The following is a 23,349-nucleotide window of genomic DNA, read 5'->3' on the forward strand; positions in this document are numbered from 1 at the left end:
CAGCGCGGCTGTCGGTGGCGGTCACGCGGCCACCGTCTTCCGGCGGACCAGCATGACCAGGAAGGGCACCCCGATCAGCGCGGTCATCACGCCCGCCGGGACCTCGCTCGGCGGGAAGAGGATCCGGCCCACCACATCCGACACCAGCAGCATCACCGGGCCGATCAGAGCGGCCATCGGAAGGACCCAGCGGTGGTCGGTGCCGACGATCGCGCGGGCGATATGGGGGACCGCGAGGCCGACGAAAGCGAGCGGACCGGCGGCGGCGACCCCGACCCCGGTGAGGATCGTGGCGCCGAGGGCGGCGACGACCCGTACCACCGCCACATTCTGGCCGAGCCCCTTCGCGACGTCCTCGCCGAGCGCCAGCGCGTCCAGACCGCGTGCCACCGCGATCACCAGCACCGTGCCGACCAGCAGGAACGGCCAGATCTGGCCGACGATCCCGGTGTCCCGCCCGGCGAGCGAGCCGATCTGCCAGAAGCGGAACTCATCCAGGGCCGCCGCCTTCGTCGTCAGTACGCCCGTCGTCACGGACACCAGCAGCGCGTTGATCGCGGCGCCGGAGAGGGCGAGTTTGACCGGGGTCGCGCCGCCCCGCCCGCTGCCGGCGATAGCGTAGACGGCGACCGACGCCAGCCCGGCGCCCGCGAAGGCGAACCAGACATAGCCGCTCAGCGTGTGCACCCCGGCGAAGGCGATCGCGAGCACGACGCCCACCGAGGCCCCCTGGCTGACGCCGAGGATGCCCGGGTCGGCGATCGGGTTGCGGGTGACGCCCTGCATCACGGTGCCGGCCATGGCGAGCGCCGCGCCGACCATCAGCCCGATGACGGTGCGCGGCAGCCGCAGGGACCGCACGATGTCGGCCGCGTCGCTCGAACCGCCGTGCAGCAGCGCGTCCAGCACCGCGCTCGGCGCGATCTGGCGGCTGCCCACGGCGAGGCTCAGCAGGACGGCGAGCAGCAGGGCGACGACGGCCGCGGCCGTCCAGCCGAGGCGGCGGCGGACCAGGGAGGCTCTGGGAGGGCGGCTGCTGGTCCGGTCGGCGGTCATCGCTTCCGTTCGTTCGTCTCGCTCGTCGGCCACGAAGTTAGGCGAGGCTAAGTGTATGGGGTGGGGTCGGGGCACAATGGCGGGCATGGCTTCGTACTCCGCTCCGTCCCCCGCCCCCACCACAGCCCCGGGTCTCGCCGCGGACGCCGGGTCGCACACGGTGACCGTCGGCTTCGACCTCGACATGACCCTCATCGACTCCCGGCCGGGCATCAGGGCGGCGTACGAGGCGCTCTCGGCCCGGACCGGCACCTACATCGACTCCGACCTCGCCATCACCCGGCTCGGCCCGCCGCTGGAGCAGGAGCTGGTGCACTGGTTCCCCGACGAGCGGATCGAGGAGATGGGCGAGCTCTACCGCGAGCTCTACCCGGAGTACGCGATCGCGCCCACTCCGGCCATGACCGGGGCCCGTGAGGCGATCGAGGCCGTACGGCGGGCCGGCGGCCGGGCCATCGTCGTCACCGCCAAGCACGAGCCCAACGCCAAGCTGCACCTGAGCCATCTGGGCATCGAGGCGGACGCGGTCATCGGCTGGCTGTGGGCCGAGGCCAAGGCGGAGGCGCTGCGGGAGTACGGGGCGACGGTGTACGTGGGGGACCACACGGGTGACGTACGGGGCGCCCGTACGGCCGGTGCGCTGTCCGTGGCGGTCGCCACCGGGCCCTGCCCGGCGGATGAGCTGCTGGCGGCCGGCGCCGATGTCGTCCTGGACGATCTGACGGCGTTCCCGGCCTGGCTGGCGGGGCACATAGGCGGTCACCCAGCAAGCTGATCGGCTCGCAGACGCATACCCCGGGCTGATTCACCCGTTCGGCGGTACGGCCGTCCGTGGCGCCTGGGCGGCCGCGGCCTGCCGCCGCTGCGCCGCGATGGAGCGCAACAGCCCCGCGGCGGCGAGGGCGAAGCCGACCCCCATCAGCATGCACATGAAGTACGCCACCGACGGCAGCGGGTCCGCGCCGAGGAAAAGCGGCGCGACGGTGATGAGCGTGGCCACCGCTCCGATGGCGAAGACGATGACGCCGGACCGGATGAGCCGGTCGCCGGGAAGGGGCGCCTCCCGGGGGGAGCCGGGGGAGCCGCCACGGTGCGGGGTTTCATTACTCACCGCACCAGGGTAGATCCGTGCCAGAGCGCGCATAGGAACCACCCGGGTACGTCTTGTCACCAGGCTCGGGACCATTAGCCTTGGTGGTGGCGGGTCTTACGACCCGCTGTAGTGCTATCGAGAGCCGTTTTTCCGTGTTTTCCGACGAGCGACGAGGACGAGACAGACGTGCCTACCGGCAAGGTCAAGTGGTTCAACAGTGAGAAGGGCTTTGGCTTTCTCTCCCGCGATGACGGTGGCGACGTCTTCGTTCACTCGTCGGTGCTTCCGGAAGGCGTCGACGCGCTGAAGCCGGGGCAGCGCGTGGAATTCGGCGTGGTGGCCGGAAACCGCGGAGACCAGGCATTGTCCGTCACCGTTCTCGACCCGACCCCTTCCGTGGCGGCCGCCCAGCGGCGCAAGCCGGATGAGCTGGCATCGATCGTCCAGGATCTGACCACCCTGCTGGAAAACGTGACGCAGCAGCTCGAGCGCGGTCGCTACCCGGACAAGGCACACGGCCACAAGATCGCGGGCATGCTGCGGGCGGTGGCCGACCAGCTCGACGTATGACCTGATCGGCCCGGCACGTACGACACCCCGTCAGCCGGAACCCATCGCAGCACCGGAATCCGCCGGAGCACCGGAATGCGCCGGAACGTCAGACCGCGTCCAGCGCACCGGGGCCGAGGGGCGGCACCAGCCCCTCGGCCGCCGCGCGGGTCAGCAGCCCGCGCACCGCGGCGTAGCCGTTCTCGCCCAGGTCGGCGGTGAACTCGTTCACATACAGCCCGATGTGCTGATCGGCGACGGCCGGGTCCATCTCCTGGGCGTGCTCCAGGACATATGTCCGCGACGCCTCCGGGTCGTCCCAGGCCATCCGTACCGATGTCCGGGCGGCGTCGGCGAGTTCCCGCAGCCGCTCGTCGCCCAGTGAGCGCTTGGCGATGATCGCGCCGAGCGGGATCGGCAGGCTGGTGGTCCGCTCCCAGTGCTCGCCCATGTCGGCCAGGCAGTGCAGCCCGTAATTCTGATAGGTGAACCGGGCTTCGTGGATGACGAGCCCGGCGTCGACCTCGCCGTCCCGTACCGCGGGCATGATCGCGTGGAACGGCAGCACCTTGATCTCGCCGACCCCGCCCGGCACCTCCGCGGCGGCCCACAGCCGGAAGAGCAGATACGCGGTCGAACGCTCACTCGGCACCGCGACCGTCTTCCCCGCCAGGTCCTTGCCGGTGAACTGCTGCCCCTCGCCGGGCTGCCGCGTGAGCACCAGCGGACCGCAGCCGCGCCCGAGCGCGCCGCCGCAGGGCAGCAGCGCGTAGTCGTCCAGCACCCACGGCAGTACGGCGTAGGACACCTTCAGCACATCGAACTCACCGCGCTCCGCCATCCCGTTGGTGACGTCGATATCGGCGAAGGTGACATCGAGCGCGGGCGCGCCGGGGACGCGGCCGTGGGCCCAGGCGTGGAAGACGAAGGTGTCGTTGGGGCACGGGGAGTAGGCGATCTTCAGGGGCTCAGTCACTGCCGGGTTCCTTCCGGGTCCAAGGTCCAGGTCCAGGTGCCGAGGAGGGGGGTGATGGTTCCGAAGGCGCCGGTGAGCGCCTCGAGCGCCTCCCCGATCCGCCAGGCCGCCCGGTCGCGCGGCCCGACCGCGTTGGAGATCGCCCGTACCTCCAGAGCGGGCACGGACTGGGCCGCGGCGGCCTCCGCCACGCCGAAGCCCTCCATGGCCTCGGCGGCGGCGAGCGGATGACGGCGCAGCAGCTCGGCGGCCCGTTCGGCGCTGCCGGTCACGGTCGACACGGTGAGCACGGTGCCGCGCACGGCGTCCGTCGCCTCGGCGACGGCGGCGACGAGCGGGGCGGGCGGGAGGTGTTCGACGGTTCCGAAGCCCAGGTCGGTGACGGCGGCGAAGCCGTCGGGGGTCTCGGCGCCCAGGTCGGCGGCGACGATCGCGTCGGCGACGACGATGCAGCCGAGGCGCGCGGGCGCGGGTCGCGCGGTGGCGGGGCGCTCGGTGGCGTTGGGGCGCTCGGTGGTGAAGCCGCCGCCGATACCGGCCGATACGGCGAGGTCGTAGGGGGTACGGGCGACCGCGGCCACGGTCAGCGCGGCGGCGGCTCCGGCCGCCGCTGCCGCCGGGCCGACCCCGGCGGCCAGGACGTCCACGGTGAGCGGCGGCCCGGTGGGCGGCACCGGGCTCAGCCGGTGGATCGTCCCGCCGGGGACGGGGAGTTCGGCCACCTCGGGGGCCGTGGCGCCGATGCCCCGCACCACGGCGTCCCGTTCGACGGGCACGGCCGTGACGATCAGTACGCGCATCGACGGCTCCCCCTTGTCACGGCGTGGCTGGTGCTCCTGGGCCGGCCCCAGTCTGCCCAGTGCGGCCGGGCCCCGTAGGGCGGCGCTTCGTCCTACGGAGTCCCGTACGTCGGGATTCCTGTCAGAAATCCTGTCAGGAATCCCGTTCCAGCGTGAAGCGCCAGATGCCCTTGACGCCCTGGCTGCTCTTGCCGAGCTCGGCGATCGTGATCGTGACCTTCTTCTGGAGCGTGGTCTGGCCCGTCTGCGGGTTCTGCTGGGCGAAGAGCGTGTCGCTGTCGAAGCTGCGGTACGTCTCCTTGCTCGCCTCGGCCATGACCGGGTTGTTGGCGATCAGGCCCCAGCTCGACTTGGCGATCTCGGGGTCCACCCCGATCCGCACCTTGTCCCCGGGGGTCACCTTGATCGTCTCTTCGGGCTTGGCGGCAAGGCACGCCTTGAACTTCTCCGAGCTCAGGTCCTTGCCGTCGCCGTAGCAGCCGTCGCTCGCCTCGGCCGTCACGGTGTCCGAACCGACCGTCACCGTTGCCAGCGGGGTCGGCTTGTCGCATGCGGAGAGGGCGACGAGCCCGAGGGACACGGCACAGGCGGCGGTGGCGGCGCGGCGGCCCTTGCCCCTGGAAAACAGCGCAGCGGTCATGCGGGCAGGCTATCGGGCCGCCCCGATCACTTCGCGCGCGGGTCGGGCGAGCGAATCAAGCCACCCGTGGATACGGCGCCCCCTGCCGGGAGGCGCTCAGCAGCCCGCGGACGCTCAGTGCCACGCCCAGCGCGAGCACCGCCGCCGCGACCGCCATGCCCAGCCCCCCGTGGAGCGGCAGCACGATGCCGATGGCGCCGCCGAGGACCCACGCCATCTGGAGCGTCGTCTCGGAGCGGGAGAACGCGGAGGTGCGGACCTCCTCCGGGACGTCGCGCTGGATCAGCGCGTCCAGCGACAGCTTGCCCAGCGCCTGGGAGATTCCGGCCGTGGCGGCCACCGCGGCGACCGTCACCGCGCCGTAGAAGGCCGCCGACACGATGACCACGGCCAGGGCCGAGCTCAGCACCACCGCGATGATCCGCTCCGGGCCGCGCGCCCGCAGCCAGGCGCCGATCGCGGTGCCCAGCGCGTTGCCGCCGCCCGCGCAGACGGCGGCCAGGCCGAGCGAGACCTCGGGGCCGAGTCCGCCCACCGGCTGGTCGCGGAGGAGGAAGGCGAGGAAGAGGGTGAGAAATCCGGACAGGGTCTTCAGCGCGGCGCACGCCTGGAGGGCGTGCAGTACGGAGGGGCCGACCGTACGGAGGCCGAGCCGCCCGGAACGGCCGCTGCGAAGGGTGCCCCACAAGTTGGTCCAGAAGGCGGTCCTGGACCCGCCGACCCTGGCCTTGGGTTTACGCACCGTCACCGGCAGATGCAGATGGCGCTGTCCCGAGGTCAACTGCGCCCTGGCCTCACCCTTCGCGGAGTCCACCTTGGGCGGGAGGGTGAACGACAGGAATCCGCCCAGCAGAAAGATCACGGACGCCCCGTACAGCGGCCAGCTCGGGCCGATCTGATGCAGCCCGGCCCCCAGCGGGGCCGCCACGCCGGTTGCGAGCAGTCCGGCGAGCGTGACCCGTGAGTTGGCCTTGACCAGGGAGAAGTGGGGTGGGAGCAGCCGTGGCACGACGGCGGAACGGACGACTCCGTACGCCTTGGACGCCACCAGCACGCCCAGCGCCGCCGGATACAGCTCCAGGCCGCCGCCCGCCACGGCCCCCGCCATCGTCAGCGCGAGCACCGTACGGGTCAGCATCGCGCCCGCCATGGCCGCGCGGCGGCCGTGCGGAAGGCGGTCCAGGAGCGGGCCGATGACGGGGGCGAGGAGCGCGAATGGCGCCATGGTGATGACCAGGTAGAGCGCGACCCGGCCGCGGGCCTCGTCGGTCGGGACCGAGAAGAAGATCGTGGAGGCGAGGGCGACGGTGATCAGCATGTCGCCCGCGGAGTTCACCGCGTGCAGCTCGATCAACTTGCCGAGCCCCGACTCACCGGCCCCATGGGCGTGGGTGGCCCGGCGGATGCCCCGCCCGGCCGCGGTGAAGGGGAGACGGAGCGCGAAGGGCAGACGGAGCGCATGAACGATCCAGCGGCCCGACCGCTGGGTCGGGCCGCCGCTGTACCACCGCTTGTCTGCCACCTGACCATGGTGCAGCCAACGCGGCCCGGGCGTCAGACCTTCGACGGCTTTCCGGCTGGCGGCGCCGTCGGCGGGGACCCGCAACACCCCGCTGTCCAGCGGAAATGTGGTTCCTCCGGGGCGGCTGGGCAGGGGGTGGGCGGCATGGCGGCCGGGGACGGGCATGGGACGGGGGTAGGGGCTGCGCGGCCGGACAAGGTAGCGTGCGTAACCGCGCCACCGAGGGTCGTTCCTGGCCGTGTGCCGAGTAGCCATCCCGCAGAATGGGACGTACAAGGTGCGCCCGAAGGCCGGATGGGCGCGGACGTCGACGCGGCCCCATGGTCCGCTCCGTCCGCGGTCCCGCGTTCCGGCCGTACGGCTGGCGCACCAGGTCAGACGGCTGCGACGGCGTGGAAGAGAGAATCGATCCTGTGAGTGCGATGCGAAGCCGTACCCCCGACCGCCTGTGCGCCGAGGCGGTCGAACTCGCCCGCGAGGCGGCCATGGAAGCCGCCTTTCCGGGGAAGGTCGGCGAGTACATGGGCGCTGTCGCCGAGGGCGATCGCGTGGTCACGCATCTCTTCGAGAGCCCCGAGCCCGGCTATCGCGGCTGGCGCTGGGCGGTCACCGTGACCCGCGCCTCCCGCGCGAAGGCCGTCACCCTGGACGAGACGGTACTGCTCCCCGGCCCCGACGCGCTGCTCGCGCCCGAGTGGGTGCCCTGGAGCGAGCGGCTGCGCCCCGGCGACATGGGGCCGGGCGATCTGCTCCCCACCGAGGCCGAGGATCTGCGCCTGGAGCCGGGCTACACGGGCGAGGACGTCCCGCCGCCCAACTCCGTGGTCTCCGAGGAGATGCAGCAGCTCGCGGCGGTGGAGGAGGCCGATGTCACGGCCGGCGCCCCCGTCACCCAGACCGCCGCGCCCAAGACCGGCTCGATCGCGGCCATCGCCGAGGAACTGGGCATGCGGCGCGCCCGGGTGCTGTCCCGCTACGGCCTCCACGTCGCGGCCGACCGCTGGGACGAGGCGTACGGCGCCCAGACCCCCATGGCCCAGGCGGCCCCCGGCACGTGCGCGAGCTGCGGCTTCCTGATGCCCCTCGGCGGCTCGCTGGGACAGGCGTTCGGGGTCTGCGCGAACGAGTTCAGCCCGGCGGACGGCCGCGTCGTCTCCCTCTCGTACGGCTGCGGCGCCCACTCCGAGGCGGCCGTGATGCCCAAGCCTCCGCGCCCCTCCGCACCCGTGGTCGACGAGACCGTCGTCGAACCGCTCCCCCTCCACCCGGACCGCGCGAGCGGCTCCGTCGAGGCGGACACCCCGCCGGAGGAACTGGGCCATAGCTGAGGCGGTCTGTGGGGCTGAGGCGGCCTGCGGGGCGCCCTGGCGGGCGCACCGTCGCCCATCCCCGAGCCTCGCCTCAGGCTCGGCCAGGCGGGTCGGCTCCGGCAGCCGCGCCGCCGCCCATCCCTGAGACCTGCCTCGGGCCCGACCGGGGCGGTCCGCCCCGGCGGCGCGCTGTCGGGGGCGATGGCGGCTGCGGCCCCTCCGCCGCCCCGTGGAGTGCCCGTGACGGCCGCTGCCCGGTCGCTGTCCGGCCGCTGCCCCGGGCGGGGCACCGTGCGCCGCGGCTGGTCGCCGCGATGGCGGCCCCGAGCCCTCGCCGCTGCCCCGGCTACGCGCCCCCCGGACTCGTCCGGCGACGTCTGGGCAGATGCAGATGCAGATGCGGCGGGAGCCCCGCGCGCCTGGGGCGGGCGGGCCTGTGCAGGGCGGCGCGGCACGAGGCGGTCTGTGAGGTGGGGCTCGGTGCGAGGCGGGCCTGTGCGGCGCGCGCTGGGTGGGCGGGCTTGTGCGGCGCGCGCTGGGTGGGCGGGCCTGTGCGGCGTGCGCTCGGCGGGCGGGCCTGTGCGACGCGGCTCGGGCGTGCCCGGGCCGGTCCACGTGTCCGATCTGCCCGCAACCGCCCGTCGTCAGTCCCAACGGCGAGCCCGGCCGCCCCGGTTTCCGCCCCTGCGGGGCGGCCTGCCGGTGGAGGCTTGGCCGAATTGGGCGGAGGGCCGGACGGAGGGGCCGAGCGGCGGGCTGGGCGGCGGGGCCGGGCGCCCCGGGGGCCGAGGTGCTCGGGGTGAGGCAGGGAAGGCCCGCGGCTGAGGCAGGGGCAGACCTGGGGCTGAGGCGGGGAATCCGGTTGTCTGGAGCCCGAGGCGTCGTTTGGGCGCGGATAGCGGTACGTTCGCGGCTAGCAAGGGCGACACGCGAGGGAACGACGAGCGCGGTGGGGCGAGCCGCACCGTGGGGGACTCGGCGGTGTGGAGCCGCGGCGCGGGACGGACCCCAGACCAGGAACTCCGGAGGCGAGACGTGAGCAGCACGGCGATGGTGCGAGGCGCGACCGAGGACGCGGACCCGTTCGGGACCGCGCGGCTGCGGCGCGGCGTGCTGGACGCCTGGGCCGCGTCGCCCGCCCGGTTCCGGGAGGACGCCAACGCCGAGGAGGATCTGGCGCTGGGCGGCCACCGCGACCGGCTGGTCGTCGAGATGGCCCAGAACGCGGCGGACGCCGCCGCCCGCGCCGGGGTGCCCGGACGGCTCCGGCTGACCCTGCGCCCGGCCACCGACGGCGAGCCCGCCGTGCTGGCCGCCGCCAACACCGGGGCGCCGCTGGACGCGGTCGGGGTCGAGTCGCTGTCCACCCTGCGGGCGTCGGCCAAGCGGGACGAGCCGGAGAGCGCGGTCGGGCGGTTCGGCGTCGGCTTCGCGGCGGTGCTCGCGGTGAGTGACGAACCCGCGGTCGTGGGCCGCACCGGCGGGGTGCGCTGGTCGCTGGCCGAGGCGCGGGAGCTGACCCGGCACGCCACCGCCACCAGCCCCGGCCTCGCCGAGGAGCTGCGCCGCCGCGACGGCCACGTACCGCTGCTGCGGCTGCCGCTGCCCGCCGAGGGGATCGCCCCGGACGGCTACGACACCGTCGTGGTGCTGCCGCTGCGCGACGGCGCCGCCCTGGACGTGGCCGAGCGGCTGCTGGCCGGGATCGACGACGCGCTGCTGCTCACCCTCCCCGGCCTGGCCGAGGTCGTGGTCGAGACCGTCGAGGGCACCAGGACGCTGCGCCGCCGTCAGGAGGGCCCGTACACCGTCATCGAGGACACCGGCGAGGACACCGGCGCGGGCAGTCGAGAGGGTAGCGGCGAGGGCAGCCGTGCCCGCGGTACGACGCGCTGGCGCACCGAGAGCGCCGGTGGGCGGCTGGAGCCGGAGCTGCTCGCCGACCGCCCGGTGGAGGAGCGGCTGCGCCCGGTGTGGTCGGTGACCTGGGCGGTTCCGGTGGACGCGGAGGGCGCGCCGATGCGGTCCGCGACCGCCCCGGTCGTCCACGCCCCCACGCCGACCGATGAGCCGCTGGGCATGCCGGCGCTGCTGATCGCGTCCTTCCCGCTGGAGCCCACCCGCCGCCACACCGCCCCCGGCCCGCTCACGGACTTCCTGCTGGACCGCGCGGCCGAGTCGTACGCGACGCTGCTGCGCGACTGGCATCCGGTCTCGGTCGGCACGATCGACCTGGTCCCGGGCCAGTTGGGCCGGGGCGAGCTGGACGGGGAGCTGCGCCGGAGGGTGCTGGAGCGGCTGCCGAGGGTGCCGTTCCTGCCCAGCGCCGCCGCACCGGCGGTGGGCGCGGGCACCGAGGCCGTGGAGGGCTGGCTCGGGTCGCCGGACGCGCTCGGCCCGGACGCCGCCCAGGGCGGCCCCGGTGCGGGCGAGCCGGCCGTGTCCGCCCCGCCGACGACGGCAGCGGCCGACGCCCCGGCCGACTGGGACGACGACGTGCTGGCGCGCGGCGGCTTCGAGGGCGAGCCGCACGCGCTGCGGCCCCGGGACGCCGAGGTCGTCGAGGGCGCGGGCGCGGAGACGGTGGAGGTGCTGGCCGAGCTGTTCCCGACGCTGCTGCCCGCGGGGCTGGAGCGCCGTTCGGAGCTGCGGGTGCTGGGCGTGGCCCGGGTGCCGCTGGGCGAGCTCATCGACCGGCTCGCGGGCGTGGAGCGCGCCCCGGCCTGGTGGCGGCGGCTGTACGACTCGCTGGGCGGAATCGACCCGGACCGGCTCAGCGGGCTGCCGGTGCCGCTGGCGGACGGCCGGACGACGATCGGGCCCCGGCAGGTGCTGCTGCCGCTGCCGGGCGAGGCCGACGGCGACCTGGACGGCATCGGAACGGCCGGGACGGCGGAGACCGCCGGGTTCGCCGGGAGCGCCGAGTCCGCCTGGGCCGCGGAGACCGCCGAGTCCGCTGAGTCCGCCTGGGCCGCAGAGTCCGCCGGGATGGCCGGAACCGCCGAGTCCGCGGGGTTCGCCGGGATCACGGAGACCCCCGAGCGCGGCGGCGCGATCGGCGCCACGCATCGCACCCTCGCCCGCCTCGGCCTGAAAGTTGCACATCCGGACGCCGCTCATCCACTCCTGGAGAAGCTCGGCGCGACCCCCGCCACCCCCCGAGCCGTGCTGACGACCCCCCAGGTGCGGGCCGCCGTCGCGCATTCGCTGGAGGCGGAGGACGAGTACGACCCGTTCGCGGAGGAGGGCGAGGCCCTGGGCGCGGCGCTGGACGCCGATACGCTGGCCGACACCGTCCTCGGCCTGGTCCAGCAGGCCCGGCTGGCGCCCGGCGACGAGCCCTGGCTGGCCGCGCTCGCGCTGCCGGACGAGGACGGGGAGCTGGCCCCGGCCGGTGAACTGGTCCTTCCCGGCAGCGCCTTCGAGCAGGTGATGCGGGAGGGCGAACTGGCCGCCTGCGACGCCGAGCTGGCCGAGCGCTGGGGCGAGCAGCCGCTGGCCGCGGTCGGTGTGCTGGCGGGCTTCACGCTGGTCAGGGCCACCGATGTGGTGCTGGACCCGGATGAACTGGAGCCGCGCGAGGGCGACTTCACCGAGCCGGACGACGTCGGCGTACTGGACGCCGTCGACGTGTGGTGCGAGGACGTGCTGGACCGGCTGCCGCAGACGCCGGTGCCGCCGGTGGCCACCGAGATCGTCGCCGTACGGGACCTGGACCTGGTCGACGACGACGCCTGGCCGCGGGCGCTCGCCATGCTCGCCCAGCCGCCGCTGCGCGACGCGCTGACCGCGCCGGTGCGGGTGCTGCTGCCGGACGGCACGACGGAGATCGTGCGCTCGTACACCGCGTGGTGGCTGCGCGGCCATCCGGTGCTGGACGGCCGCCGCCCCGCCGGGCTGCGCGCGGCCGGGGGCGATCCGCTGCTGGCGGGGCTGTACGAGGCGGTGGACGCGGCCGGGTTCGAGGACGAGCAGGTGCTGCGGGCGCTGGGCGTACGGACCTCCGTCGCCGCGCTGCTGGACGAACCGGGAGGCGCCGCCGAGCTGCTGGCCCGCCTCGCCGACCCGGACCGCGAGGTGACTCCCGCCCAGTTGCACGCCATCTACGGGCAGTTGGCCGACCTGGAACCCGAGCAGGTGACCCTGCCGGACGACGTACGCGCCATCGTGGACGGCGAGCCGACGGTGGTCGAGGCGGGCGAGGCACTGGTCGCCGACGCCCCGGACCTGATGCCGCTGGCCGAGGCGGACGGCCGGGCGCTGCTGCCCGTACGGCCCACCCGGGCTGCGGAGCTGGCCGAGCTGTTCCAGGTGCGGCGGCTGAGCGAGGCGTACCCGGCGCGGGTGACCTCACAGGGCGATCCGCACGAGGTGCCCGAGGCGGTCCGCGAACTCCTCCCGGGCGCCCCGCTGTCGTACATCGAGCACGAAGAGCTGCTGATCGAGGGCGAGGACGAGCTGGACTGGCGGTACGTGGACGGCACCCTGCACGCCTCGACGGTCGAGGGCGTCGCGGCCGGTCTGGCCTGGGCCGCGGGCCACTGGTCCCGCCGCTTCGAGGTGGCGGCCCTGCTGGAGGACCTGACCCGCACGGAGGAACTGGCCCGGGCCCGCTGGTTCGACTGACGGCCGCCGGGGGGCTGTTCGGCGACGGTCGCCCGGGGCCTGCCCGGGGCGGGACTTCTGCCTTGGGGCGCGGCTTGTGCCCCGGGGAGGGGCCTACGTCGGTGAGGGCTCGCGGCCCCGAGGCAGGTCTTGTCCGGGGGCGGACTTGCGCCCCGGGCCACGGGGCCCGCGCCCCAGGGGCAGTGGCTCTGCGCCCCGGCCAGGTCCTGCCCGCCCGGTCAGGGCTTACGTGCTACGCCCGCGTAGATCCACAGGTCCCTGGCCTCCGCCTCTGCCCTGGCCTGTTCGTCCTCGGGCTTCCAGCGGTGGGGCATCACCACGCCCGGGTCGACCAGCTCCAGCCCGTCGAAGAACGGAAGGACCTCCTCCTGGGTGCGGCCCTGCACATGGATGCCGCTGCTGCGGTAGAGGTTGGTCACCGCGTCCGAGACCCCGCCGCGGGGGTCGAGCCCGCCGTGCGAGAGCACGAGGAAGCTGCCCGAGGCCAGGGGCTCGACCAGCTCTCGCACGATCTCGTACGGCTTCTGCTCGTTCGCGATGAAGTGCATGATCGCGTTGAGCGACAGGGCGATCGGCCGGGACAGATCGAGGGTGTCGGCCAGATCCTCGGCGGCCAGGATGGCCTGCGGTTCGGTGACGTCCGCGTGGATGTAGGCGGTGCGGCCCTCGGGCGTGGAGAGCAACAGGGCCTGGGCGTAGGCCAGCACGATGGGGTCGTTGTCCGCGTAGACGACCCGGGAGTCCGGCGCGACCTCCTGGGCGACCTGGTGGAGGTTGGGCTCGGTGGGTATACCGGTGCCGATGTCCAGGAACTGCCGTATGCCCGCCTCGCGCGCGAGCCAGCGGGTCGCGCGGTGCATGAATGACCGGTTGGCACGGGTCCACGGCTTGACGTCGGGCCAGACGGCCTCGACCTGTTCGGCGGCGAGGGTGTCGACCGCGTAGTGGGTCTTACCGCCCAGGAAGTAGTCGTACATGCGGGCCGAGTGCGGCTTGCTGGTGTCGATCTCATCGGCACGAAAGCGGTTACCGGTCATATCCCTCACATTACTGGTGAGTTGCCCGCCACAAGACGGTAGTTCCCGAACAAAGTGCGCACCGTGAGGCTTCCACAACATTGTGAACGGCCCGTGAAGATCGTACAGTTGTCGCATCCGGCTCCGCCCGCGCGTCTCCGCGGCGGGGCCCTCATCTTTCCGTGTGCACCACAGACGGGTGAGCGGGTGCGTCGCAAGGAGGGGAGCGCGCCCGAGCACCAGGCCAGGGCGCCGGATCGCCGCCGGGAACGGCGACGGTCCGGCGCCGCGCCATCGCGAGTGCGCCGGGCTATCGCGGGTGCCAGCCATCCCGGGAGCGCTGTGTGCGTCGCGCCAGGGGCAGGCGCGTCAGCCGCTCTGCGCGTCGCCGTTCCGCGAGCCGTTGATCGCCGCGTCCCGGGCCCGTACGTACCAGACGCCGAGCAGTCCGAGGGCGCCGCCGGCCAGGCAGGTCCACAGCCACCACAGATGTCCGTGCTCGTCGAACCAGCCGTAGAAGGGCAACTGGACGAGGAAGAGGACGAACCACACGATCGTGCCGCCGGTGATCGTGGCCACGACATTGCCCTCGAGCGGCTCCGGCGCCTCGTGCTTGGGGGTCCACTTCGTCATGGCCACAGCTTAAGGGGGCCGGTCATGGGCCTGGTCGGGGCCGTCCCGGGACCGGTTTGGCGATCGGGCCTTAATAGTTTCATACTCAATGCTTCCGGGTCTGGCTGGAATGTCTTGTTCGATCGTCCAAGAGACCCACTGTTGATGTTCACGCAAGACTGAGGTCATCCATGTCCCCCTCGGCCCCCGCGCCGGTCGACGCCAGCGAACAGGCTCCGGTTCCCCCTATGAACGGCATCGACAAGTTCTTCAAGATCAGTGAGCGTGGTTCCTCGGTCTCCCGGGAGATCCGTGGCGGCCTGGCCACGTTCTTTGCGATGGCCTACATCGTCGTACTGAACCCGATCATCCTCGGGGCCGGTACGGACAAGTTCGGGCATCAGCTCAACAACGGCCAGCTCGTCACCGCCACCGCCCTGATCGCGGGTCTGACCACGCTGCTCATGGGGATCATCGGCAACGTCCCCATCGCGCTCGCCGCGGGTCTTGGTATCAACGCCGTGGTCGCGCTCCAGCTCGCACCCAAGATGAGCTGGCCGGACGCGATGGGCATGGTGGTGCTCGCGGGTCTGGTGCTGATGATCCTGGTCGCCTCGGGGCTGCGGCAGCGGGTGATGGACGCGATCCCGGCCGGGCTGCGACGGGCGATCGCGATCGGCATCGGGCTCTTCATCGCCCTGATCGGCCTGGTCGACTCCGGCTTCGTCACCCGTAACCCCGACTCCGCGCACACCACCGTCCCGCTGGGCCTTGGAGTGGCCGGGCGGCTGGACGGCTGGCCGGTGCTGGTGTTCGTGGTCGGTCTCGCGCTCACGTTCATCCTGATCGTCCGCAAGACGCGCGGCGCGATCCTGATCGGCATCGTGACCATGACCCTGGTCGCGATCGTGATCAACTCCCTGGCCCGGGTCCCGGACGCCAAGTGGGGGCTGACCATCCCCAAGGTGCCGGAGAAGGTGATCGACACCCCGGACTTCGGCCTGGTCGGCCATGTCAGCCTGTTCGGCGGCTTCCATGAGGTCGGCCTGCTCACCGGCTGTCTCTTCGTCTTCACCGTGCTGCTGTCCGGCTTCTTCGACGCGATGGGCACGATCATCGGCGTCGGCGAGGAGGCCGGGCTGACCGATGAGCGCGGGCAGCTTCCGGGCATGGGCCGGATCCTGATGGTGGACGGCGTCGCGGTCGCGGGCGGCGGCTTCGGCTCGGCCTCGGCCAACACCTGCTTCGTCGAGTCCACGGCGGGCGTCGGGGAAGGGGCGCGCACCGGACTCGCGAACGTGGTGACCGGCGGTCTCTTCCTGCTCGCACTGGTCTTCACCCCGCTGGCCAAGGTGGTGCCCTCGCAGGCCGCGACCCCCGCGCTGGTGGTGGTCGGCTTCCTGATCATGGCGGCGAACGTCAAGGAGATCGACTGGAGCGATTTCACGATCGCGATCCCGGCCTTCCTGACCATGATCTCGATGCCGTTCACCTACAGCATCACCAACGGGATCGGGCTGGGCGTGCTCTCGTTCCTGCTGCTGCGCATCGCCACCCGGCGGACCCGGGAGATCCCGTGGCTGCTGGGCGCGGTGGGGCTGTGCTTCCTGGTGTATTTCCTGCTCAACCCGATCGAGCAGGCGCTCGGCGTCTCCTGAGCCGAGTCGGCGTCTCCTGAGCCGAGTCGCCGTCCTGCCCAGCGGTATGCCGTCCCCCTGCTGTACGTCGCTGTACGTCGTCCCTTCCTGAGCGCCCAGGACCGGAGGTGTCCTGGGCGCTCAGGCGTTTCACCGAGCGTCACTACCCGGAGTCAACTCACTCGTTCGGGTGAAATAGAAATAGGGATGTCACCAGGGTTTTTATTAGGCGAGGTAATGAGTTATGCTAAAGACCATGCCGGATCTGTCCCGCTCCCAGCACAACGCGGAGGCGCCCCCCGACGACGCGGCCGCCGTGAGCGCCCTGCGGTCGGCAGTGATGCGTCTCTCGCGGCGGCTCAAGCACCAGCGGGTGGACGAGTCGCTCAGCCCGACCGAGATGGCGGTCCTGGGCACGCTGGCCCAGTGCGGCTCCGCCACCCCCGGTGAGCTGGCCCGCAAGGAGCATGTCCAGCCGCCCTCGATGACCCGCATCGTGGCCCTGCTGGAGGCCAAGGGACTCGTCAGGCTCGAGCCGCATCCGGAGGACCGGCGGCAGAAGGTCGTCTCGCCGACCGAGCGGGCCGAGGCCATGCTCGAGGAGAGCCGGCGCAAGCGCAACGCCTGGCTGGCCGAGCTGGTCGGGGAGCTGACCGAGGACGAGTGGGACGTGCTGCGCGCCGCCGCGCCCGTGCTGGAGAAGCTCGCGCATTTGTAAGAACAACCAAGGCAGCCAGGAGGCGAACACACTTGAGTACGGGACCCGGAGCAGACTCCGCACCCGCACCGAAGCACCCCACAAACCCCGCGACCGACCCCGCGTCCCCCGTCACCACGGGACGCACCCGGGGCGGGACCTTCCGTTCGCTGAAGATCCGTAACTACCGGCTGTTCGCCACCGGTGCCATGATCTCCAACACCGGCACCTGGATGTCGCGGATCGCCCAGGACTGGCTGGTCCTCAGCATCACCGGCTCCTCCACCGCCGTCGGCATCACCACCGCGCTCCAGTTCCTGCCCATGCTGCTCTTCGGGCTGTACGGCGGGGTCCTCGCGGACCGATGTCCCAGACGGCGGCTGCTGCTGTTCACCCAGACCGCGCTGGGGCTGTGCGGGCTCGCCCTCGCCGCCCTCACGCTCAGCGGCCATGTGCAGGTCTGGCATGTCTATCTGATCGCGTTCCTGCTCGGCATGGTCACCGTCGTCGACAACCCGACCCGCCAGGTCTTCGTCAACGAGATGGTCGGCCCCAAGGACCTGCGGAACGCGGTGAGCCTCAACTCCGCGAACTTCCAGTCCGCCCGGCTGATCGGCCCGGCGGTCGCCGGTGTGCTGATCACCGCCGTGGGCAGCGGCTGGGCCTTCCTGATCAACGGAGTCTCCTTCGCCGCCCCGATCATCGGGCTGCTGCTGATGCGCACCAGTGAGCTGCACAAGGTCGAGCGGGCGCCGCGCGGCAAGGGGCAGTTGCGGGAGGGGCTGCGCTATGTCGCCGGGAACCCCGATCTGATCTGGCCGATCGTGCTCGTCGGCTTCATCGGCACCTTCGGCTTCAACTTCCCGATCTGGCTGAGCGCCTTCGCCGACGATGTCTTCCACGCCGGACCCGGTACATATGGCCTGCTCAACACGCTGATCGCGATCGGCTCGGTGGCCGGTGCGCTGCTCGCCGCCCGGCGCGTGGTGGCCCGGCGGCGGCTGCTGGTCGGGGCCGCGCTGATGTTCGGCGTGCTGGAGGTGGTCGCGGCGGCGACCCCGTACTTCTGGCTCTTCGCGGCGCTCATGGTGCCGATCGGGATCTTCAGCCTGACGTTCAACGTGACCGCGAACTCCAGCGTCCAGCTCGCGACCGATCCCGCGATGCGGGGCCGGGTGATGAGCCTGTTCATGATGGTCTTCGTGGGCGGTACGCCGATCGGCGGCCCGCTGGTGGGCTGGCTGACCGACACCTGCGGCGCGCGTATCGGCTTCGCCGCGGGCGGTCTGATCTCGGCCGCCGCGGCGGCCGGGGTGGGGCTGATCCTGGTCCGGGCCGGCGGTCTGCGGGTGAAGCTGGACCTCCGCCGCGGTCACCCGCGGGTGGTCTTCGTCCCCCGGACACCGGAGGAGAAGCCACTCGCGGCCACGGCCTGAACCACGCCGTTGGGCTCGCCGGGGCTCCGCCCCGGACCCCGCTCGTCAAACTCCCCCAGCTACCGCTGGGAGGTGCCCCCTGGAGGGGCTCAGTTGTGCGGGAGACTGGGCGGATGAGACTCTTCGCCGCCGTCCTGCCGCCGGACGCGGCCGTCGCCGAGCTGGCCGCGCGGGTCGAGGCGCTCCAGACGCTGCCGGGGGCGGACGGGCTGCGCTGGACCGAGCGGGAGGGCTGGCACTTCACACTCGCCTTCTACGGTGAGGTGGCCGAGGAGGTGCTGCCCGAGCTGCACACCCGGCTGGCCCGGGCCGCCCATCGGCACCGCGCCCATGAGCTGCGGCTGGCGGGCGGGGGCCGGTTCGACGACCGGGTGGTGTGGGTGGGCGTGGACGGCGACAGCGAGGCCCTGCGGCGGCTGGCCGACTCCGCCGAGGCGGGGGGCCGACGGGTCGGGGTCCCGATGGACCGGCACCGTCCGTACCATCCGCATCTGACCATCGCCCGCGCCCGTTCCTCCCGCCACCGCTCCGCCACCAGCCTGGTGCCGTACGTGGACGGGCTCACCGACTTCGCGGGCCGGGAGTGGACCGTGGGCCGGCTCTGCCTGGTGCGCAGCCATCCACCGGCCCCGGGTGTCCCCGGGCGGCAGCCGCGCTACGAGGTGGTGGCGGCCTGGCCGCTGGGGCACTGAGCGGCCTGGCCGCTGGGCCACCGAGCGGTCCGGCTAGTCTCAAGGCTGTGGACCCCAAGACCAGAAACATGATCATGAGCGGCGCGCTGGTGCTGATTCTCGTCGTCGTCGCCGCTGCGGCCGCCCTGGGCGGCTGAGCGCTCCGCTGGAAGTGTCGCGATGCGTCGTCGGCCGACTGCGCGCCGTCGTGGCTGGTCCCACGCGGCGGAGCCGCACATCGACACAGCCGCGGCGGAGCCGCGCATCGGCACAGCCCCGCGCCCCTTCGGGGCGCCGCCCGAACCGTAGCGGACTTCCTCTGACCTGCTTAGCGCCGCCATAGGACGAGTACAAGGCAGGGGGCGTGGGCCGCGCGCGGCCCACGCCCCTCGGCAGCTTCGCCTATCGCCCCGGAGGCGGCTCGGTCACCAGGCGAACGCCTCCGGCGACGGGCCAGGACCCGGGAAGATCTCGTCCAGCTCCGTCAGCACTTCCTCGCTCAGCTTCAGCTCCGCGGCGCGCACCGCCGACGCGAGCTGCTCGGCCGTGCGCGGGCCCACGATCGGGCCGGTCACCCCGGGCCGGGTGAGCAGCCACGCCAGGGCCGCCTCGCCGGGCTCGATGCCGTGCTTGGCCAGCAGGTCCTCGTACCGCTGGATCTGATCGCGCACCGCCGGGTTCTTCAGCGCGTCGGCGCTGCGCCCGGAGGTGCTGCGCGAACCGCCGCCCTCGCGTTCCTTGCGGAGCGCGCCGCCGAGCAGTCCGCCGTGCAGCGGCGACCAGGGGATGATGCCCGCGCCGTAGCCCTGCGCGGCCGGGATGACCTCCATCTCGGCGCGGCGCTCGGCCAGGTTGTACAGGCACTGCTCGCTGACCAGCCCGTACGAGCCACGGCGGGCCGCGGTCTCATTGGCCTGGGCGATATGCCAGCCCGCGTGGTTGGAGGAGCCCGCGTAGATGATCTTGCCCTGCTGGACGAGGACGTCGATCGCCTGCCAGATCTCGTCCCACGGGGTGGAGCGGTCCACGTGGTGGAACTGGTAGAGGTCGATGTGGTCCGTGCCGAGCCGCTTGAGGCTGGCGTCCACGGCCCGGCGGATGTTGACGGCCGAGAGCTTGTCGGTATTGGGCCAGGGCTCACCCTCGGCGGCCATGTTTCCGTACACCTTGGTCGCGAGGACGGTCTTCTCGCGCCGCCCGCCGCCCTTGGCGAACCAGCTCCCGATGATTTCCTCGGTGCGGCCCTTGTTCTCGCCCCAGCCGTAGACATTGGCGGTGTCGAAGAAGTTGATGCCCGCGTCGAGCGCGGCATCCATGATCGAGTGGCTGTCGGCCTCCTCGGTCTGCGGACCGAAGTTCATGGTGCCCAGAACGATCCGGCTGACCTTGAGACCTGTGCGTCCGAGCTGCGTGTACTCCATGGGATCAGCCAAGCCGTTGGAGTGCGCTCTAATCAAGGGGGGCAGGCCGGGGCATTGGTGTCCCGATGCCTTCCGTCGGCCGTGAATTCCCGTGGAAAACCCGAAGGCCCGCTTTTTGGCCCCCCGTGCGGTCAAAAAGCGGGCGTCCTGGGATTTCTCGAGGCCGACCTATCCCGATTAGCGGGCGGCGCGGGCTTTCATAAAGCCGAGAGCGCCGAGCGCCAGGGCCATCAGTGCGCCGATCAGAACCATGTAGAGCCCCGGTCCCGCGGTCATTTCGTACAGCTTCGCGGCCTGCTCCGCCGCCTTTTCCGCGACCTTCTGCGACACCCCCTCGTCGTCCTTCAGCTTCTGGGTGACCAGCCGCTCGGGGTCCGCCATGTTGATGGCCGCTACGATCGCCATGGCCAGCCCCAGAACCCCGCCGACCAGGTAGAGCGCCGCCTTCTTGGTGGCCATGGCGGCGATGAACAGGACCCCCGCGACCAGGGCGATGATCAGCGTGATGATGCCGTCGCCGTCGATGCCCTTGATGCCCCCGGTGGCGCCCTCGGCGTCGGAGACCACCCAGTTCACCATGGAGCCGACCAGCGCGATGACCGAGCCGACGATCGCGAAGATCGCGATCTTCTTGGGCGGCGCGGCCGGCGCGGCCGGTGACGCGTGTGCGGCACCGCCGCCCGGAGTCCCCGCGGAATGCAGGGGAGGCGCGCTTTGCGCATAGGAGGACTGGCTGTATTCGCTCATGAGCCCAGACCGTAAGCGGGGCCTTTCTGCATTGCAATGCCGCCGCCCGCTATGCCGTCAATGACCGATAAATTTCTCGCCGAAATAATCCCCGGATGAGGTCAAATAATCTGCGGGTTATTTCGGGCTGATCGCCCGCACAAATAATTGACAGACGTTATCTGCCCGTGATCGCCGAAGTCATGCACGGGGGAGTCCTCGGTGACCGGACGGAGTCCCTCGGCGTGGTTCCGGCGCCGGACGCCCCCGGCGGGATGGCAGGCTTGGCCCCATGCGTCCGCTTCCGTTCGTACTCGGTGCCGCCGCGCTGCTGACCGTGTCCGCAGCCGCCCCGGCCTTCGCCGACGACTCGTCGTCGCCGTCCCCCTTCACGATCGAGGATCCACGGATCACCGAGTCCAGCGGCCTGGCCGCGAGCCGCCTCCACCCCGGCGTCTACTGGACGCACAACGACAGCTCGGACGGGCCGTACGTCTACGCCGTCGACGGCAGGACCGGCAAGACGGTCGCCCGGGTCACCCTCCGCGGCATAGGGGATCCCCGCGATGTGGAAGCGATCTCGATAGGGCCGGACGGCAATCTCTACGTCGGCGACATCGGCGACAACCTGGGCGGTACGTGGTCCCATGTGTGGATCTACCGCTTCCCCGAGCCCAAGCAGCTCAAGGACACCACCGTCACCGCGACCCAGTTCACCGTCAAATACCAGGGCGGGCCGCGCAACGCCGAGGCGCTGATGGTCCATCCCAAGACGGGCCGCGTCTATATCGCCAGCAAGAGCGACGAGGACGCCGGGCTGTACGCCGGACCGGCCACGCTGAGCCCCTCGGGGGTGAATGTCTTCCGGCGGGTCTCCGACCTCGACATGGAGGTCACGGACGGGGCGTTCGCCCCGGACGGCACCCGGCTGGTGCTCCGCGGCTACTTCTCGGCCGCCGAATACCGCTGGCGGGACGGAAAGCCGACGCGGCTCGAGGAGGAGCCGGGGCTGCCGCTGCAACGGCAGGGCGAGTCGGTCACCTTCACCCCGGACGGCGGCACGCTCATGTACGGCACCGAGGGCGCGGGCTCCAAGGTGACCCCGGTGGACCTCGGCGGGGAGCTGCTGCCGGACGCCACCGCGAAGGAGCAGAAGAAGAACGGGGAGTACTCCGACCGCGTCGACGGCAAGCTCACCGAGGACGACAAGAACGGCAACCTGGTCAAGGCCGGGGTCACCTTCGCCGGTGCGCTGGTCGTCTTCCTCGGCCTGCGCAGGCTCTTCCGCCGGAACCGAGCCTGATCGCCGGCGCAGGCGAGACCGTCAGCGCATACGAAGGGGCCCGCGGCCGGTGCTCGGCCGCGGGCCCCTTGCGTACGGGCGTTGAGAGCGCTCGTCAGAGGTGCTCGATGACGTAGTCCACGCACGCCGTCAGCGCCTGGACGTCCGCCGGGTCGACGGCCGGGAACATCGCCACCCGAAGCTGGTTGCGGCCCAGCTTGCGGTACGGCTCGGTGTCCACGACGCCGTTGGCCCGCAGCGCCTTGGCGACCGCGGCGGCGTCGATCTCCTCGGTGAAGTCGATCGTGCCGACGACCTGCGACCGCTTGGCCGGGTCGGCCACGAACGGGGTGGCGAACTTGGACTCCTCGGCCCAGCCGTACAGCGTGCGCGACGAGGTCGCGGTGCGCCGTACCGCCCAGTCCAGACCGCCCTGTCCGTTGATCCACTTGAGCTGGTCGTCGAGCAGGAAGAGCGTCGCCAGCGCCGGGGTGTTGTACGTCTGGTTCTTCAGCGAGTTGTCGATCGCGGTCGGCAGCGAGAAGAACTCCGGGACGTGCCGGCCCGAGGCGTGGATCCGGGCGGCGCGCTCCAGCGCGGCGGGCGAGAACACGCCGATCCACAGACCGCCGTCGGCCGCGAAGGACTTCTGCGGTGCGAAGTAGTAGACGTCCGTCTCGGCGATGTCGACCGGCAGACCGCCCGCCCCGGAGGTCGCGTCCACCAGCACCAGCGCGCCCTCGTCGGCACCGGCCACCCGCTGGATGGGCATGGCGACACCGGTGGAGGTCTCGTTGTGGGTGAAGGCGTAGACGTCCGTGCCGCTCTCGGCGCGCGGCTCCGGGTGGGTGCCCGGGTCGGAGGAGATCACCGTGGGCTCCGCAAGCCACGGCGCCAGCTTCGCCGCCTTGGCGAACTTCGAGGAGAACTCGCCGAACGACAGATGCTGGGACTTGGAGTCGATCAGCCCGTGGGTCGCGATGTCCCAGAAGGCGGTGGAACCGCCGTTGCCCAGGATGACCTCGTACCCCTCCGGGAGTTGGAAGAGCTCACGCACCCCTTCGCGCACCGCGCCGACCAGGTTCTTGACCGGGGCCTGGCGGTGGGAGGTGCCGAGCAGGGAGCTTCCGGTGGCGGCCAGGGCGCTCAGCGCCTCGGTGCGCACCTTGGACGGGCCCGAGCCGAAACGTCCATCGGCGGGCTTGATGTCATCGGGAATCCGGATCTCAGCCACGACCGAAGCCTAATCCGTCGGCCCCCGCGGTCCGACTGTGCGTCC

At 72.2% G+C, this 23,349-nt stretch carries 20 protein-coding genes; 9 read left to right on the forward strand and 11 right to left on the reverse strand.

What is annotated here, in order from left to right:
* Positions 1-21: 21 nt before the first annotated feature.
* The gene (locus ACK1X7_RS28595; protein WP_413116914.1) at positions 22-1,056 is read right to left on the reverse strand and encodes a FecCD family ABC transporter permease; all 1,035 of its coding nucleotides are present in this window, start codon (positions 1,054-1,056) and stop codon (positions 22-24) included.
* 76 nt (positions 1,057-1,132) lie between these two features.
* Here ACK1X7_RS28595 and ACK1X7_RS28600 point away from each other — a divergent pair, with 76 nt between their 5' ends.
* A complete protein-coding gene (locus ACK1X7_RS28600; protein WP_413115810.1) occupies positions 1,133-1,831 on the forward strand; it encodes an HAD family hydrolase in 699 nt (232 codons plus the stop codon).
* 30 nt (positions 1,832-1,861) lie between these two features.
* Here the strand turns inward: ACK1X7_RS28600 and ACK1X7_RS28605 are convergent, their stop codons facing one another.
* Positions 1,862-2,167 (reverse strand): hypothetical protein, encoded by a 306-nt coding sequence (locus ACK1X7_RS28605; RefSeq protein ID WP_385148959.1) that lies wholly within the window; start codon positions 2,165-2,167, stop codon positions 1,862-1,864.
* A gap of 168 nt (positions 2,168-2,335) precedes the next feature.
* Between ACK1X7_RS28605 and ACK1X7_RS28610 the strand changes: the two genes are divergently transcribed.
* Entirely contained in the window at positions 2,336-2,719 is a 384-nt protein-coding gene (locus tag ACK1X7_RS28610) for a cold-shock protein (RefSeq protein ID WP_014061494.1), read from the forward strand.
* 88 nt (positions 2,720-2,807) lie between these two features.
* On the opposite strand, the gene ACK1X7_RS28615 is transcribed toward ACK1X7_RS28610, so the two are convergent.
* The 4 genes from ACK1X7_RS28615 to ACK1X7_RS28630 form a co-directional block, all read right to left on the reverse strand.
* Positions 2,808-3,674 carry a 1,4-dihydroxy-6-naphthoate synthase gene (locus tag ACK1X7_RS28615; RefSeq protein WP_385148956.1) on the reverse strand — a complete coding sequence of 289 codons (867 nt, stop codon included), beginning with the start codon at positions 3,672-3,674 and terminating at the stop codon, positions 2,808-2,810.
* On the reverse strand, positions 3,671-4,474 hold the full coding sequence (locus ACK1X7_RS28620; protein WP_390793102.1) for a futalosine hydrolase: 804 nt from the start codon (positions 4,472-4,474) through the stop codon (positions 3,671-3,673). Before ACK1X7_RS28620 ends, ACK1X7_RS28615 begins: the two co-directional genes overlap by 4 nt.
* A 133-nt stretch (positions 4,475-4,607) precedes the next feature.
* The gene (locus ACK1X7_RS28625; RefSeq protein WP_385148951.1) at positions 4,608-5,114 is read right to left on the reverse strand and encodes a hypothetical protein; all 507 of its coding nucleotides are present in this window, start codon (positions 5,112-5,114) and stop codon (positions 4,608-4,610) included.
* A 55-nt stretch (positions 5,115-5,169) separates the two neighbouring features.
* Positions 5,170-6,891: an MFS transporter gene (locus ACK1X7_RS28630; protein WP_390793101.1), complete on the reverse strand. Its 1,722-nt coding sequence runs from the start codon at positions 6,889-6,891 to the stop codon at positions 5,170-5,172.
* A 167-nt stretch (positions 6,892-7,058) separates the two neighbouring features.
* Between ACK1X7_RS28630 and ACK1X7_RS28635 the strand changes: the two genes are divergently transcribed.
* Positions 7,059-7,964: a DUF3027 domain-containing protein gene (locus tag ACK1X7_RS28635; RefSeq protein WP_216347895.1), complete on the forward strand. Its 906-nt coding sequence runs from the start codon at positions 7,059-7,061 to the stop codon at positions 7,962-7,964.
* A 1,032-nt stretch (positions 7,965-8,996) separates the two neighbouring features.
* The gene (locus ACK1X7_RS28640) at positions 8,997-12,572 is read left to right on the forward strand and encodes a sacsin N-terminal ATP-binding-like domain-containing protein (protein ID WP_413116915.1); all 3,576 of its coding nucleotides are present in this window, start codon (positions 8,997-8,999) and stop codon (positions 12,570-12,572) included.
* A 218-nt stretch (positions 12,573-12,790) separates the two neighbouring features.
* Here ACK1X7_RS28640 and ACK1X7_RS28645 read toward each other — a convergent pair whose 3' ends face one another.
* Both ACK1X7_RS28645 and ACK1X7_RS28650 read right to left on the reverse strand, forming a co-directional pair.
* Complete coding sequence (locus tag ACK1X7_RS28645) at positions 12,791-13,609, reverse strand: SAM-dependent methyltransferase (RefSeq protein ID WP_385155592.1); 819 nt, start codon at positions 13,607-13,609, stop codon at positions 12,791-12,793.
* 348 nt (positions 13,610-13,957) lie between these two features.
* Entirely contained in the window at positions 13,958-14,221 is a 264-nt protein-coding gene (locus ACK1X7_RS28650; protein ID WP_385155595.1) for a DUF2530 domain-containing protein, read from the reverse strand.
* Positions 14,222-14,391: 170 nt separating this feature from the next.
* On the opposite strand from ACK1X7_RS28650, the gene ACK1X7_RS28655 reads away from it, so the two are divergent.
* From ACK1X7_RS28655 to thpR, 4 genes are all read left to right on the forward strand, one after another.
* Positions 14,392-15,858, forward strand: a complete 1,467-nt coding sequence (locus ACK1X7_RS28655; protein ID WP_385155598.1) for an NCS2 family permease — start codon at positions 14,392-14,394, stop codon at positions 15,856-15,858.
* 235 nt (positions 15,859-16,093) lie between these two features.
* A complete protein-coding gene (locus ACK1X7_RS28660; RefSeq protein WP_078642072.1) occupies positions 16,094-16,555 on the forward strand; it encodes a MarR family winged helix-turn-helix transcriptional regulator in 462 nt (153 codons plus the stop codon).
* 32 nt (positions 16,556-16,587) lie between these two features.
* The gene (locus tag ACK1X7_RS28665) at positions 16,588-17,970 is read left to right on the forward strand and encodes an MFS transporter (protein WP_390793100.1); all 1,383 of its coding nucleotides are present in this window, start codon (positions 16,588-16,590) and stop codon (positions 17,968-17,970) included.
* Between the two features lie 113 nt (positions 17,971-18,083).
* Positions 18,084-18,662, forward strand: a complete 579-nt coding sequence (thpR, locus tag ACK1X7_RS28670) for an RNA 2',3'-cyclic phosphodiesterase (RefSeq protein WP_385155604.1) — start codon at positions 18,084-18,086, stop codon at positions 18,660-18,662.
* A 404-nt stretch (positions 18,663-19,066) separates the two neighbouring features.
* Here thpR and ACK1X7_RS28675 read toward each other — a convergent pair whose 3' ends face one another.
* Together ACK1X7_RS28675 and ACK1X7_RS28680 are read right to left on the reverse strand one after the other, a co-directional pair.
* Positions 19,067-20,062: an aldo/keto reductase gene (locus ACK1X7_RS28675; protein WP_361512353.1), complete on the reverse strand. Its 996-nt coding sequence runs from the start codon at positions 20,060-20,062 to the stop codon at positions 19,067-19,069.
* A 177-nt stretch (positions 20,063-20,239) separates the two neighbouring features.
* Positions 20,240-20,809, reverse strand: coding sequence for a hypothetical protein (locus ACK1X7_RS28680; protein WP_385148467.1), 570 nt, complete (start codon positions 20,807-20,809; stop codon positions 20,240-20,242).
* Positions 20,810-21,080: 271 nt separating this feature from the next.
* Between ACK1X7_RS28680 and ACK1X7_RS28685 the strand changes: the two genes are divergently transcribed.
* Entirely contained in the window at positions 21,081-22,091 is a 1,011-nt protein-coding gene (locus ACK1X7_RS28685) for a hypothetical protein (protein ID WP_390793099.1), read from the forward strand.
* 94 nt (positions 22,092-22,185) lie between these two features.
* Here the strand turns inward: ACK1X7_RS28685 and serC are convergent, their stop codons facing one another.
* Entirely contained in the window at positions 22,186-23,304 is a 1,119-nt protein-coding gene (gene serC / locus ACK1X7_RS28690) for a phosphoserine transaminase (protein ID WP_361513177.1), read from the reverse strand.
* Positions 23,305-23,349: the final 45 nt, after the last annotated feature.

This window comes from Streptomyces sp. CY-1 (assembly GCF_047218265.1).
GTDB lineage: Bacteria > Actinomycetota > Actinomycetes > Streptomycetales > Streptomycetaceae > Streptomyces > Streptomyces niphimycinicus.